Source organism: Massilioclostridium coli, from assembly GCF_900095865.1.
GTDB classification, from domain to species: domain Bacteria; phylum Bacillota; class Clostridia; order Oscillospirales; family Ruminococcaceae; genus Massilioclostridium; species Massilioclostridium facile.
Genome location: NZ_FMIZ01000007.1, coordinates 654,011 through 669,319 on the forward strand (window position 1 = coordinate 654,011; position 15,309 = coordinate 669,319).

Annotated in this window: 6 protein-coding genes; 3 read left to right on the forward strand and 3 right to left on the reverse strand. The window is 43.3% G+C overall.

What is annotated here, in order from left to right; all coding sequences use genetic code 11:
* Positions 1-102: 102 nt before the first annotated feature.
* The 3 genes from BQ2683_RS08215 to BQ2683_RS08225 form a co-directional block, all read right to left on the reverse strand.
* Complete coding sequence (locus BQ2683_RS08215) at positions 103-3,924, reverse strand: S8 family serine peptidase (protein ID WP_069988514.1); 3,822 nt, start codon at positions 3,922-3,924, stop codon at positions 103-105.
* Between the two features lie 310 nt (positions 3,925-4,234).
* Positions 4,235-6,859 (reverse strand): translation factor GTPase family protein, encoded by a 2,625-nt coding sequence (locus BQ2683_RS08220; RefSeq protein ID WP_069988515.1) that lies wholly within the window; start codon positions 6,857-6,859, stop codon positions 4,235-4,237.
* 571 nt (positions 6,860-7,430) lie between these two features.
* On the reverse strand, positions 7,431-9,038 hold the full coding sequence (locus BQ2683_RS08225) for an Ig-like domain repeat protein (RefSeq protein ID WP_069988516.1): 1,608 nt from the start codon (positions 9,036-9,038) through the stop codon (positions 7,431-7,433).
* Positions 9,039-9,151: 113 nt separating this feature from the next.
* Here BQ2683_RS08225 and BQ2683_RS08230 point away from each other — a divergent pair, with 113 nt between their 5' ends.
* From BQ2683_RS08230 to BQ2683_RS08240, 3 genes are all read left to right on the forward strand, one after another.
* Positions 9,152-11,275, forward strand: coding sequence for a leucine-rich repeat protein (locus BQ2683_RS08230; protein ID WP_069988517.1), 2,124 nt, complete (start codon positions 9,152-9,154; stop codon positions 11,273-11,275).
* 303 nt (positions 11,276-11,578) lie between these two features.
* Positions 11,579-12,742: a leucine-rich repeat protein gene (locus BQ2683_RS08235; RefSeq protein ID WP_069988518.1), complete on the forward strand. Its 1,164-nt coding sequence runs from the start codon at positions 11,579-11,581 to the stop codon at positions 12,740-12,742.
* Positions 12,743-13,014: 272 nt separating this feature from the next.
* A complete protein-coding gene (locus tag BQ2683_RS08240) occupies positions 13,015-15,129 on the forward strand; it encodes an S-layer homology domain-containing protein (protein WP_069988519.1) in 2,115 nt (704 codons plus the stop codon).
* Positions 15,130-15,309: the final 180 nt, after the last annotated feature.

The window sequence follows — 15,309 nt, forward strand, 5'->3', positions numbered from 1 at the left end:
TCCAAGGTCAAAAACAAAGCTTTTAAAACAAAAACTGACCCTGCCTTAAAAGCAGGGCCAGCAACTTGATTATTATCTTATTTTATCCAATATTATCCACCACTATAACTGATATCGTTCCATAAACCTCATAAATACAGTAGCCCCTACTACACGGCTTACTTCTCCTTGTGGATTGATAGTTCCCTGATTATTTTCACCTTTGATGATTCCAACAGCAAGCGCCCATTCCATAGCATCTTTTGCGAATCCGCTCACGTCTCTGCCGTCCACATAGTCATCCAAAGATGCTTTTTTGGATACATCGTAACCTTTGTATTGTGCGTAACGGTACATCATCGTTACCATTTGCTCTCTAGTTACCATACCAGCAGGATCAAAAATTCCTTCATTGTAGCCAGTAATGATATTGTTTTTATTTCCCCACATAACTGCATTGGAATAAAAATCACCTGCTGGAACATCTGGAAATATTGGGTTGAATTCTGCTTCTGGTTCCCCTTCCAGACGGTATAAAACAGTTGCAAAATGGGCACGACTCATCGTAGTGGCAGGTTCAAAAATAGTATCTGTCATCCCCGTCATCAAACCGTGTTCATACATATACTGGGCAGCATCATAAATCCAGTTATCCGCCAGGTTTGCCGGGGTATCCAAATAAGGAGGGTCTATCTCGGTTGGGTTGGCTGTAGGGCCAGTACACTGGATATCCGCACACCGGAATATTAATTGTTCCCCGTTATAAGACAACACATAGAATTTATCCTGATAGCTTACCCCAATGTTACGGACGGTTTTGCCCTGGTGATATAACAGGTTTGTGTCCCCGCTCCAGTTGCCATTGGAAGCGTCAAAACGCCAAGTGTCCATCATGGAATCCTGCCCCAAACCGGATACAGGTCCTGTTACAATTAAGCCGGTATCGGTTGCGCCGATGGCGTAATCCAGGGTTTGCATAGGGTCAAACTGGCTGTTATTGTCGCTGAGGAAATCATCCTCATATTCGGTCCATGTGGTTCCATCGTAAACCATGGTGTTGTGGTAGGTTTCCATCTCATCCCCTAACAGCACGCCCCACAGTCCGAAATAGCCTCCTGTCACCACTAACTGGTCGCCGGAAACATAGGCTTTGGCTCCGGCACGGGCCGCTGGCATATCCGGCAGCATCTCCACAATCTCTCCGGTGTATGGGTTGATGACAGCAACACTGGCAAGCGGGTTGCAATCAAATGTTCCGTCGCCGTTATCCATAACCACTTCCCCGCCAACCGCAATCAGGCGGTTTTGGTAAACCACCAATGCTTCGGAACCGGATAACTGGGTTGGCGTCGTTGTCCAGTTATTGGTATCCAGGTGGTAAGTACCCAACATGTTAGAGCCTTCACTTGAAATATATCTCAAATAGATTTCATCCGTTCCCGCTGCCATGGAGGAAAACTCACTCCATCCTAAATACAGGATTTCTTCTGGAAGCGCCACTTTTTCCCACTGGTTGGTTGGGATATCATACATTTCTAAATAGAAATCATTGGTATCTGCCATATAACCGAAAGATACAATCTTATCGCCAGCCGCTGCCATAGCGAATGGCAAACCATCAGCGGAAGTCAACCCATACCCCATAAAGGAACCATAATCAAGGTTTGGCGCATTTAAGGAAGTAAACCCTTTCGTTGGCACGCTGATATTGAAGAAATCACGGCCATAATCCCCATCTTTGGAGGTTACCATGATTTCCTGTTTGCCGGAAACATCTTCTGGCAAGGTAAAAGTAATCGAATTATCGTTCCATTCCTGTACAGTCGCTTCTTTTCCTCCAACGGTCAAATTGCCCTGTTCCCCAAAGAAATACCCGGTCAGGGTTGCGGTGCTCCCATCCACCTGGATATCATTTAGTACAGGCACTAATTTTTGGTCGTCAAAGCAGGCCGCTGCGTCGATAAAGCCCTGGGATACGGACTTATCTTCTAAGCCAATCGCTTCTTCCCGGTTCACTCCCCCTTTGATACGGGCGGAAACCTCGTTGACATCGTACAATCTTGCGCCGGATTCATCCGCCTTGGAAGCTAATAAAGCGGCAATCCCTGTTACCATTGGGCAAGCCATAGAAGTACCATCCGCATAATAATAAGGGATTGCGGATTTTCCAAATCCAACATCATCCAACCGGAATACAGCGTCCCCTGTTTTGTTCTCTAATGTTCCGTTTTTCGGTACGAAACGCAAAGAAACTGTGTCACCTTCTGCTTGCAGGAAAGAGGTTTCCGCCAGCTCCGAGGAGGATTGGTTCCAGTTATAGTCAGCAAACCGCAATCGGGCAGACAAAGGACCTTCCTCAGAATAAGTTGTGCTGGGAAGCTCCTCCCAGTTGCCATCTTCATTATAATATTGAACCACTAACGTTTTTCCATACATGGCATTGTCAATTCCACCCTGTAACGCGAAGTAGACAGGCTGGTTCAAGTCGATATTGGCCAAGTCAGATTTTTGGAAGTTCATCTGGATCGCGAAGTTTTCCCTTTCCTCAATCCCAGTCAAAGGAAGCTGCAGCCCTTTGGAACTGGTATAGCCTGGAGTCAGCTCCTGCTGTGTTGCGGTTTCCACTACATTGCCTTCCCCATCAATGAGTTGCAAAGTAACCGATGTATCCCCATCCTCAAAATCCTCATAAAAATAGGATTCACTTTCCTCCATCAGTTGTGGGAGGTACTGTGGTGGCATATCGTGCTGATCATAAGGGAGTATGCTGGTATCCGAACTAGTTGGGGCAAGGATTTGTGTCCCTGGAGCGAATACATCCACCGTAGTTTCCCCATAACAGGAGAAATAAGCGGCATGCCCCTGGCTTTCCAGTGCGCCGACGGTTACCAGATAAGGGTTGTAGTTTGGATTAGAGCCCACGTTCAAGTCGTTGTTGGTGGAGGAGTTCCCCGCGGCAAAACAGGATAACACCCCTAATTTTCCCACTGCGTCAATAGCGGTTGTAATGGAATGAAGTTGTGTTCCATTATATTCTGTAGTCCCCCAGGAATTATTGATCGCCACAACATTGACGCCGGCCTGTTTTGCTGCCTGGATATAGGCGTATCCTTCTAACGCTCCGCTAATGGTATCCTGTTCTCCTGCCAAAAATTTGACAGCCATGATTTCCACGTCTGAACTGACTCCGGCAACCCCTTTGTTGTTGTCCCATTGGGAGGCGATAATGCCGGCGCAATGGGTACCGTGACCAACTAAAGTATCCATTGGATCGTCAGTCTGCTCCATTACGCCACCGGCGCTAGGGTTATAACCGTACTTTCCACCACCCATCTGGGTTAAAACAGGATAGTTTAATCCATCGTCCCACATGACGCCCTGTAAATCCGGGTGGTTGTAGTCCACACCAGAATCCAATACCGCCACAACAGGGGTATCGGTTGTAGTGCTTTCCACCTGGTTCCATGCCTGATTCAGGTTGGCATCTACAGTTTGCTTACCAGTGTCAACACCATTGTCCATCTTGTTATCCAATGCCCACTGGTAGTCGTAATAAGGGTCAGTAGGGCTATTATATGGCTCCACATAGTAGTTTGGTTCCGCATACGCTACCATCGGATTGTTTTCCAATTCTTCAATCAAATCCTGGGTATCCTGCTGGCTTTTTACCAGCACCAGGCTCTGTTCCGCTTGATTGGATGCGGAACGGGCTTTTCCTTGCGGTTCGGATGGGATTTCCATCAGGGTTTCCACTTCAAAGCCAGCGCTCCTACTCCGATTTGCCCGGTAAAGCGCGTCTGCTCCTCCATTGACGCATACAATTGCTTCCCCTTCTACATAATTAGGGTTTGTATCCACTTCTGCCTGTCCGGCAGCCCATGCCCCTGTCGTGAGTACACTGGCAGCCAACGACGCAGCCAGTACTGCACTGATTAACTTTTTCATAATGCACTCTCCTTTTCTATGAAATGAATTCTTTGGCTGTCACAAACGTTCCTCCTTTCTTTCACTATTGTGATGAAACAGCCCTATCCATTTGGGACCTACTTGGTAGACAACTTACATGCTGCCAAGTATCCCAATTGAACCCCCTTTTGGTTGTGCCAAGCCTAAAAACTATTCCCGACACACCTAGCATTCTTCTATCATAAAACCATATTTTATCAAATTTTGTCGACAAAACAGCAAGATACGTCCCTTTCTGCCGACAGGACAAAACATCGTTACTTATTATGAATAACAACCGCAATCCCCGCTATTGTGGGGATTGCTGCGCCTTGGAAAAGGCTGCCCCTACATTGAGGGACTTCCCGCTCCAGTTGTTTTTCTCTACCATCTCGGCAATCTGCTGGTTCGCCAGTTCAATCTCCTTTAAAAAAGAGCTGGCAGGAATCCGCAGTGCCCCATGCCCTAAAATAATCAACTGTTCCGCATAATCGGAGGTAGCAACCTTGACCTGGTAATCCTTTGCCAACTGATAGGTTGTCTTTTCGATGTAAGCGTCAGCAGTTTCTGCCTCTTTGGTGTATACCACACTGATGTTGTGGTAACGGATGACTTCTCCTGGATTCCCTTTTACCTTGTAAGCATCAAACACCAGTATTACGTTGGTGTTCCGGAACCCCTGGTAATTGCTGAGGATTTCCATCAGCCGGATGCGGGCGGATTCCAAGTTGTCCTGAGCGATTTTTTTCAGTTCCTCGCTGGCGAAAATAATGTTGTACCCATCCACCAAAAGATATTCTGGCCCTTTGTACACCTGGGTGGATTTTTGAAATTCCAGTTCCTCTCGAGCAACATCCCTAGGAAGGATATTCCTCTGCTTGATAGGGCCATAGGTTTTTTCAAAAATTGCCTGTAGCTCCTCATCCATCTCCCTGGATGGCAGAGGGCTGGAAGGGGATTTGATTGTTTCTTTTGGTTCCTCTGGGTCCGGCTGCTTCCAGCCGCTCTCCACGTGCATGTATTCCCGCACTTGGTCCCATTTCACCGTAAATCCCGCCCCGTGGGAACAAAACACCGAATCAGCCGGATGCTCGATGTCTCGCTCGCTATCATAGCCGATTTGTTGGATGATTTCCTCCTGGTTGTGGCAGGGTTCATAGCCCAAAAAGCTACAAAACAGCCTGCCGTGCCCTTTGGTATACGAGGTGACCTCAATACTGTAATCCCGCATGGTAGCGACAGGCGCCTTTCCAGTTAAAACGGTGGTTTCCCCCTGGGTCTGGGGTAGTTCAAATACCCCGGACATCCGTTGTAAATCTGACATCGCCCGCCCTACATATTCCGAAGGGAGTTCCAGCTGGAACTGGTACCACGGTTCCAATAAAATACTGGTGGTGGATTTTAATCCCTGACGCAAGGCACGGTAAGCCGCTTGCCGGAAATCCCCCCCTTCGGTGTGTTTCAAGTGGGCACGCCCTGTTAATAAGGTAATTTTCATATCGGTAATAGGGGAACCGGTCAGTACCCCAATGTGTTCTGTTTCCTGTAGCTGGCTTACAATCAGGTTTTGCCAGTTCCGGTCCAGTACATCCTCACTGCAACAGGTAGTAAACTGCACCCCACTTCCCGGTTTGCCAGGTTCCAGCAGAAGATGGACTTCCGCATAATGGCGGAGGGGTTCAAAATGGCCTACCCCTTCCACCGGCTGGGTGATGGTTTCCCGGTAGACAATATTGCCCACTCCAAACGAAACTTCCAGCTGGAACCGGTCTAAAATCAACTGCTTTAAAATTTCCAGCTGTACTTCCCCCATCAGTTGGACATGGATTTCCCGCAAACGCCCGTTCCAGATAAGGTGAAGCTGTGGGTCTTCCTCCTCCAGCTGTTTCAGCTTTAACAATGTGGTATGGGGGTCGCATCCCTCCGGAAGAATTACTTGATAAGTGAGCACCGGCTCCAGCACAGCGTGGCAGGAGGATGGCTCAAACCCCAGCCCTTCCCCTGGGAAGGTGTGTTTTAGCCCTGTTACGGCGCAGACCGTCCCCGCTGTAGCTTGTTCCACTGCTTGGTAACGGGTACCAGAATAAATCCGAATCTGGTCCACTTTTTCCTCCCATACACCACCATCCATACCAGTGCCGTGAAGTATGGTTTTCACTTTCAGCCCACCCCCGGTAATCTTTAGGTAGGTAAGCCGGTTTCCCTGAGGGTCACGGGCAATCTTATAAACTTTTGCCCCAAACTCATCCGGGTAAGCAACCGGTTTGGTATATTGCAGCAAGCCATGGACAAACGATTCAATCCCATCCAGTTTTAAAGCGGACCCAAAATAGCAGGGGAACAGCTTCCTTTGTTGAACCAGGGAAGCAATCTCCTCCTGGGTAATGGTATTGTTCTCCAAATAGGAATCCATCACAGCCTCATCGCAGACAGCGACCGCTTCCAGAAACTCTTCCTGGAACACATCCCGAAAATCAATACAATTGGGGTCCAGCCGCTGTTTCAGCTCATCCATTACAGCGGAAGGGTCTACCCCATCCAAATCGGTTTTATTGATAAACAAAAAAGTGGGAACTTGGTACCGTTTTAATAAATTCCACAGGGTCTGGGTATGCCCTTGGACACCATCCGACCCACTAATGACCAAAACAGCGTAATCCAACACCTGCAACGTCCGTTCCATTTCACTGGAAAAATCTACATGTCCCGGGGTATCCAGCAGGGTCAGTTCCACCTGCGGGAAAGGTAGGACAGCCTGCTTAGAAAAAATCGTAATCCCCCGTTCCCGTTCCAGGGTATGGGTATCCAAAAAAGCGTCCTGGTGGTCTACCCTGCCCAGTTTTTTTAAGCACCCGCCCTGGTATAGCAAGGCTTCCAGCAAGGTGGTTTTTCCTGCGTCCACGTGCGCCAAAACCCCAATCACTAACTTATCCATATATACTCTCACCAATCAAAAAATCTATTGTCATAATCATTATTTTTCCGTTTGAACTAACTTTATATTAACATATAGTTCCAATAAAATCAATCTTATCCCCCTATTTACTGTAATATATCACAAAATAGTCAGCGCCATATCCCCATCAGAATCCCCCCTGGATTGTTCGTTTATCCCGAAGCTCGTCTATCTTTTCGTGGAATACCTCCCCCGATAAAATAGGAGGATTCTATCGTCATGACCACTAGCTAAGCTGGTAGCTTAAATAAGCCCCCGGGAATAGGGCAAGCCTCTAAAGACGCACTAAACCCCTTTTCCTTTTGCATCACATTTATCCTGCTGGCTGTTTACAGGCAATTTTCTTCCAACGATACTGTTTGTTACGATAAAGCTCGCCCAATGTTGAAAGCGGAAACTTTTTGGAAAAATCCTCCACCGGCATAGCCAGTGATTTCCATAACAACAAAAACCCGGTGACTGCCACAATGGCATCACCGGGTTTTGATGAATTTTGATAGGATACAACTGTTTGCATTAGAGCAAAGCAGTTGGATGGATCATACCAAAATTATGGTTTTAATCTTAAGTTTAACATAGCTGTTAAGAGGTTATCTGCAACTACATCCAATTCTTCCTGAGAAAGGTCTTCGATGTTTGCCAATGTTTCTTCCGCTTTTGCTAACGCGTCGATAAATTCAGGTTTTCCTGCATCTTGGTATTGATCTAAATCATAGCTTTTTGCTACTTCTACCAACAAGTTTAAGTTGTAGGTATCTACCACATGAATGGTAATGTCAAAGCTTTCGCTCCGGTTGCCAGAACCATCTACAGCGTAGAAGCGCAGTACATAGGTACCGGATTTGCTTGGGTTGAATGCTGGAAGGCCATTGGCACCGTTGTTCATAACATCTTCGTCGCAGACAATAGTCACATTGCCGGAAAGATCGGAAGCACAGCTTGGGTCAGTGAACAGTTCCACTGCTTTTTCTGGAGTGATCTCTTCCTTTGTAACAGTCATGGTCTGTTCAAAATCAATTTTATCTTGATCCAATGTTGGAGCAGTGGTATCCTGTACTTTTACTGTAATGTCAAAACGTGCGCTTTGGTTGCCAGCGGTATCCACTGCCCAGAACCGCAGGGTGTAAGCACCAACGGTAGATGGGTCAAATGCAGGACGTCCGCCTGCGCCATTTTCCATAATCCATTTATCGCAGACAAATTTTATGTTTGTATCATTATCGGTTGCATAGCTTGGGTCAGTAAATAGTTCTGCTGCTTTTTCTGGAGTAATTTCGTCTTGGGTCAGTTCCAGAGTTTGGGTATACTGGATATTTTTATAGTTGATGGTTGGTTTTGTAGTATCCTGTACTGTTACATAAATATCAAAACGTCCACTTTCATGGCCAGCAGTATCAACAGCATAAAATCTCAGTTTATAGGTGCCAGCAGTCGTTGGATCGAAGGCAGCAAAGCCATCCGCACCGTTATCCATTACCCATTTATCGCAGACAATTTTCATATTTTTATCATTGTCCGTAACATAGCTTGGCTCTGTAAAGAGTTCCACTGCTTTTTCTGGGGTGATTTCTTCCTGGGTTAGTTCTAATGTCTGAGAATAAGCGATTTTATCATAATTTACAGTTGGGGTAGTAGTATCGCCTACACTGACATAAATGTCAAAACTATTACTGCGGTTTCCAGCAGCGTCTACAGCATAAAATCTTAATTTATATTTACCTGCAACGGTTGCGTCAAAAGCAGCCAGTCCATCGGCACCGTTTTCCATGATCCATTTATCGCACATAATCGTTGCGCTGCCAGAATCATCGGTAACATAGCTTGGGTCGGTAAACAGTTCTACTGCTTTTTCTGGGGTGATATTTTCTGTTACCATCTCCATTGTTTGAGAATATTGGATTTTATCATAATTGACAGATGGTTTTGTTGTATCCGCATCCGCTTTTGTGCCCAACTGAACCATAGCCGCCTGTACAGCCTGTTCGGTAGAAGTAGTTTGTTGTGCTGCTTCCAAAGCCCTGGTGTAGGAAGCCTGGTTGTAGTGAGAAACCGCTGTTGCGATATCCTCTTCTTTATTTTGTGCTACTGCGAAACAGGTAGGTGCTACCATTGCGGTTGACAACACAACGGACAATGCGCCAACAAATAATTTTTTCATTTTTTACTCTCCTTTATGCGCGTTATTGGAAGAAAGCCCATAAAACGCAATCATATTTACATATTCAACCGAAAATTATAGATTTCGTTTCATAGATAAAAGGAGGTAATTGTGTGAAAAATTTTAAAATTGTAAAGCGGTCTTTGGCTGTGTTTGTCAGTATGGCAATGGCTTGTTCAATGGCAGGGGTATCTGCGGCGGCAGAAGGAATACACGCAACATCGTCTATTGCTTCTTACACAGCACAGCAGGACGGTTTCCTGATTGAAAATGACGTGTTAATATCTTACACAGGAAACGATGAGCATGTGGTGATTCCAGATGGGGTAACCAAAATTGGAGAAGGAGCTTTTAATAAAAACAAAACTTTGGTATCTGTGCATATACCGGATAGCGTTACAGTAATTGGAGAGTATGCTTTTAATAGTTGTGATAAATTAAAAAATGTTGATATCCCAAGCCATTTGGAAAGTGTAGGAATGTCTGCGTTTAGTAATACCATCTGGGGGAAAAATCATCCGACTTTTATATCGGGCACTACCTTATTTGGCACAGGGTACGCAATAGGATGTGTAGTGATTCCAGATGGCGTTACGAAAATTGGGGATAACGCTTTTAGTGAATGTATGTATTTATCTTCTGTCCATATTCCAGATACTGTTACTGCTATTGGAGAGAATGCCTTTGAATCTTGTATCCAATTATTTACTATCAGTATTCCTAAGAGTGTTTCTAGCATAGGAAAAGGTGCTTTTAGCGGATGTTGTAATTTATCACGGATTACGATTCCAGAGGGCATTACAAGAATTGAAGATTTTACGTTCCATGGATGTACTTATTTAGAAACCGTGAATATACCAAATACAGTAACCAGTATAGGGGAATGGGCATTTCGGAGTTGCCGCAACTTAACCAGTATCGAATTTCCAAACAGTATTACAAATATTGAGAACCCAGAACATCAGTTTGATGGATGCGATAAATTAACAACGATTTATGGAACAGCAGGTTCCTATGCAGAAACCTTTGCGAAAAAATATGGATACCAATTTATTAGCAATACATCTACTCAAAAGTTTGACATCCAAGATGGGACATTGGTAAAATATACTGGTACTGCAAAAAATGTGGTGATTCCAGATGGTGTTACGAAAATTGGAGCACACGCTTTTGAAAATTGTACACAAGTTCGAACTGTACATATTCCAGATGGAGTTACAGCAATTGAGGATTATGCGTTTTCTGGATGCAACAACTTAACTACAATCAATATTCCAAATAGCGTAATAAAACTAGGAGAATTTGCTTTTTATCTGTGTTTTGATTTGAATAATCTTTCTATTCCAGAAAGTGTTACGGATATTGGAATGTATACATTTACTTATTGCGAGAGTTTAACAGATATTATAATTCCAAGTCAAATCACGATGTTAAAAGAAGGGGTTTTTGCTTTTTGTAGAAATTTAGTAAATGTAAACCTTCCAGAAATTGTTGAACAAATTGATAACGGTGCGTTCCGTTATTGTACTAGCTTAACTGATATTACAATTCCAAAACAGGTTACTGTGATACATCAAGATGCTTTTGATGAATGTAGAAATCTTCAAACGATTTATGGTTATGGCGGAAGTTGTGCAGAATTATTTGCCGGTAGCATTGGATACCTCTTTGTGGATTTAAACCAGCCATTCACAGACGTAATATCCAGGGAATGGTTCTATGATGCTGTAGTATTTGCATATCAGCGTGGGATTATGACAGGGATGGATGAAACTACCTTTGGCCCAAGCGTAAGTATGGCACGTGACCATATTGTTACTATGCTATACCGTTTAGAAGGGGAACCAGAAGTAACCTACGAACCTGTATTCCCAGATGTACTAGAAAATGATTTTTATACCGACGCAGTAATGTGGGGAAATCAGGTTGGAATAGCAACAGGATACGAAAACGGTAATTTTGGCATAGGGGATGAAATAACCAGAGAACAAGTGGTAACGATGCTTTACCGTTATGCACAATATAAAGGGCTGGATACTTCTCAAGAGACATCTTTGGAGGAATACAAAGACGGAACAGATGTAAGTGATTTTGCAAAAGATGCCATGGAATGGGCATTGGCAGCTGGTATCATCAAAGGGGAAAATAACGAGGGAGTTATTAATCCACAGGGTTCTGCTGATCGTGCTGGAGGAGCAACTATCATGATGCGCTTTATGGAACACTATCAGTTATAATTTGTGTTAAAATATAGTAAGTAGAGGAGCGGAATTTAAATAATATATCATTCTTGCTAAAATTCAACTTTTTATTTGACCAATATTGTTTTTCCTTTGATGATTTGTATAGTAAAAATAATTATTAACAATTATTTTTACTATAATAACTTGAAGATTTTTGTTAATTTTTTTAGTTGTACTGTTTGTTGTAATATGTTACAATAATTATATACTTTTTTTATAAAAAATAGAATTAATTTTGCGGTAGCTTTTAAAAAGGTTATTATATTTTAATAAACAGAACAAAAAGGAGGTATTGGTATGAAAAATTTCAAAATTGTAAAGCGGGCATTAGCTGTGTTTGTTAGTATGGTAATGATCTGTTCTATTACAGGGGCATCTGTAGCAGCACAGCCATTACAATCACAGCCTTCGGTTTCTTATACGGAGCAGCAAGGTGATTTCCAAATTGAAAATGGGGTGCTTATAAAATATACTGGAGCTGGTGGAGATGTAGTAATTCCAGATACGGTGAGTAGTATTGGAGATTATGCTTTTTCCCATTGTAAAGAGCTAACCAGTGTTGTAATTCCAGAAACAGTTACTCGTATAGGAAATGCTGCATTTTATTATTGTACGAATTTGACAAATATAGTATTGCCAGATAGCATTACTGAGTTAGGAAAGTTTGCGTTTGGAATGTGTTATGGTTTGTCAAATATTACAATCCCTAAAGGTGTTACTACCATTCATAATTGGACGTTTGCGTGTTGTGAAAATTTGCAATCGATTGTTATGCTGCCAAATATTACTAAAATAAGTGAAACTTCATTTGATGGATGTACAAAGCTAACTACTATTTATGGTATAAGCGAAACGTATCCAGAAATATTTGCGAATAAAAAAGGGTACCAGTTTATTGATATTAATGAACCCTTTACTGATGTAGTTTATGGTGACTGGTTTTATGACGCTGTAGTATTTGCATATCAGCGTGGGATTATGACAGGGATGGATGAAACCACCTTTGGTCCAAGCGTAAGTATGGCACGTGACCACATTGTTACCATGCTATACCGTTTAGAAGGGGAACCGGAAGTAGCTTATGAACCTATATTCCCAGATGTGCCAGAAAATGATTTTTATACCAACGCAGTAATGTGGGGAAATCAGGTTGGAATAGCGACAGGATACGAAAACGGCTATTTTGGCATAGGGGATGAAATAACCAGAGAACAAGTGGTAACGATGCTTTACCGTTATGCACAATATAAAGGGCTGGATACTTCTCAAGAGACATCTTTGGAGGAATACAAAGACGGAGCAGACGTAAGTGATTTTGCAAAAGATGCCATGGAATGGGCTCTGGCAGCCGGTATCATCAAAGGAGAAAATAACGAGGGAGTTATCAATCCACAGGGTTCTGCTGACCGTGCCGGAGGAGCAACTATCATGATGCGCTTTATGGAATGGTATCAAATATAAAGAGCTATAAAAAGTTTTGTAATCAAAAACCAATCAGCTGCAACTCGATAAAGTTGCAGCTGATAGTTATTTATGTATTATATATGAATAATCTGATTTGTAGTATTTATTATAAAATTTGCTCGAAATTTTTGTTTATAATGGTAAAATATGTAATAAATATGAATTGACTGTGGTGTAATCTATGATATAATAAGAATATTGAGTAGATTAACAATGGGATAATTTTTTATCTTTTTGTTGTCGAAATATCAAAGAATTTGGAGGAGTCTATGAAAAAATTGACTATATTTAAACGAATAGTAGCTGTTTGTATCAGCTCTGTTCTGCTGTTTTCTACCGCAATTACAGCTTCTGCGGCGGATTTACAGCAGGTAACGATTCAGGAAGAAACACGGGCACAACAGCAGGAGATTCAGGCTAGGGCAGCCGGTCTTCCGTATACCGATGTTCCGGATTCAGGATGGATTTATGACGCAGCTAAATATATGTACGACCATAATATTATGACGGGTATGACACCTACTACCTTTGAGCCAGAAACCATTATGAGCCGTGCCCATTTTGCCACCATTTTATACCGTATGGAAGGGGAGCCAGCTGTGAATTATTCCCCTGTTTTTCCAGATGTCCCAGAGGGCGAGTTTTACTCTAAACCCGTTATGTGGGCGAATCAGAATGGCATTATTACCGGATATGACCAAGGAAATTTTGGACCATCTGATATTATTACTAAAGAGCAGATGGTAACTATTATGTACCGTTACGCTAACTATAAAGGAGTAGATACTTCCCTCAAACTGCCTGTTAGTAATTTTTTGGATGGTAGTTCAGTCAGTGGGTTCTCCATGGATGCTGTAAGCTGGGCACTTGCTAACGAGATTATTACAGGAGAGAATGGCCAACCTATTATTAATCCACAGGGAGAAGCCAGCAGGGCAATAGGGGCAACAATTGTGATGCGCTATCTGGCGCCAAGTACGATTATGATGGAAACAACTGCTTCTTTAAGCTATTTATCCAATAACAACTGGTACTCTTTTGATAGAGGCACGACGGCTTATCCTATTGATGGGTTTAAAATCGAAACGGACCCGAATAAACCTTATTATTTTTCCTACCGCACTTTAAACGAAGGAAAAACCTCTTTTTACCCAAGGGTTACCAGTACAGGGGGAGATTATGCTGGGTATCCGGGAAGGCGTATCCAGTTGTTGGATATTGAAGCGAAAGGTAGTACAAGCGGCACCAATTTAGTAGCGGGTGTTGTAATTATGTACCGGGTACATACTGCGGATACTGGATGGCTGCCATGGGTAAGTAACGCAAATCCAGATTGGATGGAACGGGTACAGAAAAAATTCAATCTTCCAGGAAGCTTGGATACTGGAGGAGATAATGCTGGAATTGAAGGAAAAAACATCAACGGGATTGATATCCGTATTTATGAAGAAACAAGGCCAAAATTACCTTCCAGCAACTCCAAAGTAATACAAGCGCCATTTATCTCCCAGTTAGGTACCTATCCAACCGGATGCGAAAGTGTCAGCACCGTAATGGCGTTAAATTATGCAGGTATCAATATGAGTGTGGATACCTTTATCGACAACTATTTATATAAAACAGGTTGGCCTTTTGACCCGAATGAGTCCTTTGGCGGAGACCCTCGCTCAAGCCATGGCTATGGATGCTATGCTCCAGTGATTAAAAAGGCTTTGGATCAGATTTTAGCTGGTACAGGTTATTCCGCAAGAATCTTAAATAATGTACCATTAAAAGATTTGTGTATTCAGTATATTGACAATAATATTCCAGTTATTTTATGGGCTAGTATGGATATGCAGCCGCCAAAACTGGGAAATAGCTGGGTATACAACGGAAAGACCATCCAGTGGATGACACCGGAACACTGTCTATTGATGGTGGGATATGATGACGGCGGGTATATCTTTAACGACCCATTGCGTAGGCAGCCGCAAACCTATTATGGCAAAGCAATGGTAGAAACCGCTTACCGTGGTATGTACAGCCAGGCGATTGTGATTGTAAAAGACGGTACAAGGATGGAATCGGAACCGGCTCCTGATTTTGAAGAACCAATGGCTCCAGAATCTTCTGCGCCGGAAACAACTCCATCGATGCCTTCTGAAGGGAATCCACCAAGCCAGGATTCTTCCCAGGCATCTTCCCAACCAGCGGAATCTACCCCTCCTCAGGAGTCCGAACCAGTAGAATCCACTCCTTCGGAAGGTCCACCGGAAGGAAATACTTCTTCTGAACCGGAAACCTCACAGCCAGAGGAATCCAGTTCAACCCCAGAAGAGTCCAGTTCATCCTCAACGGATTCCTCAGAGGGGCCTACTCAAACCGAAAGTTCCCAATCATAAATGAAAAGCAGGGGGTGAATTTCACTTCCTGCTTGTACTTTTTTGGTGATCCATTGGTATCCTTAAGAAATACAAATTGATTTCTACAGAATCGGGTACGACAATATTCAACCAGTGGGTGCAACTGTTTTCCTGGATGGAAACGGTAGTTTATGATTTTACCAAAAAAACATTTTGTAA

Excerpts from the sequence above, each read along its gene's own strand:
- BQ2683_RS08215 (WP_069988514.1), bottom strand. The coding sequence starts at position 3,924 with ATGAAAAAGTTAATCAGTGCAGTACTGGCTGCGTCGTTGGCTGCCAGT.
- BQ2683_RS08225 (WP_069988516.1), bottom strand. The coding sequence starts at position 9,038 with ATGAAAAAATTATTTGTTGGCGCATTGTCCGTTGTGTTGTCAACCGCA.
- BQ2683_RS08220 (WP_069988515.1), bottom strand. The coding sequence starts at position 6,859 with ATGGATAAGTTAGTGATTGGGGTTTTGGCGCACGTGGACGCAGGAAAA.
- BQ2683_RS08240 (WP_069988519.1), top strand. The coding sequence starts at position 13,015 with ATGAAAAAATTGACTATATTTAAACGAATAGTAGCTGTTTGTATCAGC.
- BQ2683_RS08235 (WP_069988518.1), top strand. The coding sequence starts at position 11,579 with ATGAAAAATTTCAAAATTGTAAAGCGGGCATTAGCTGTGTTTGTTAGT.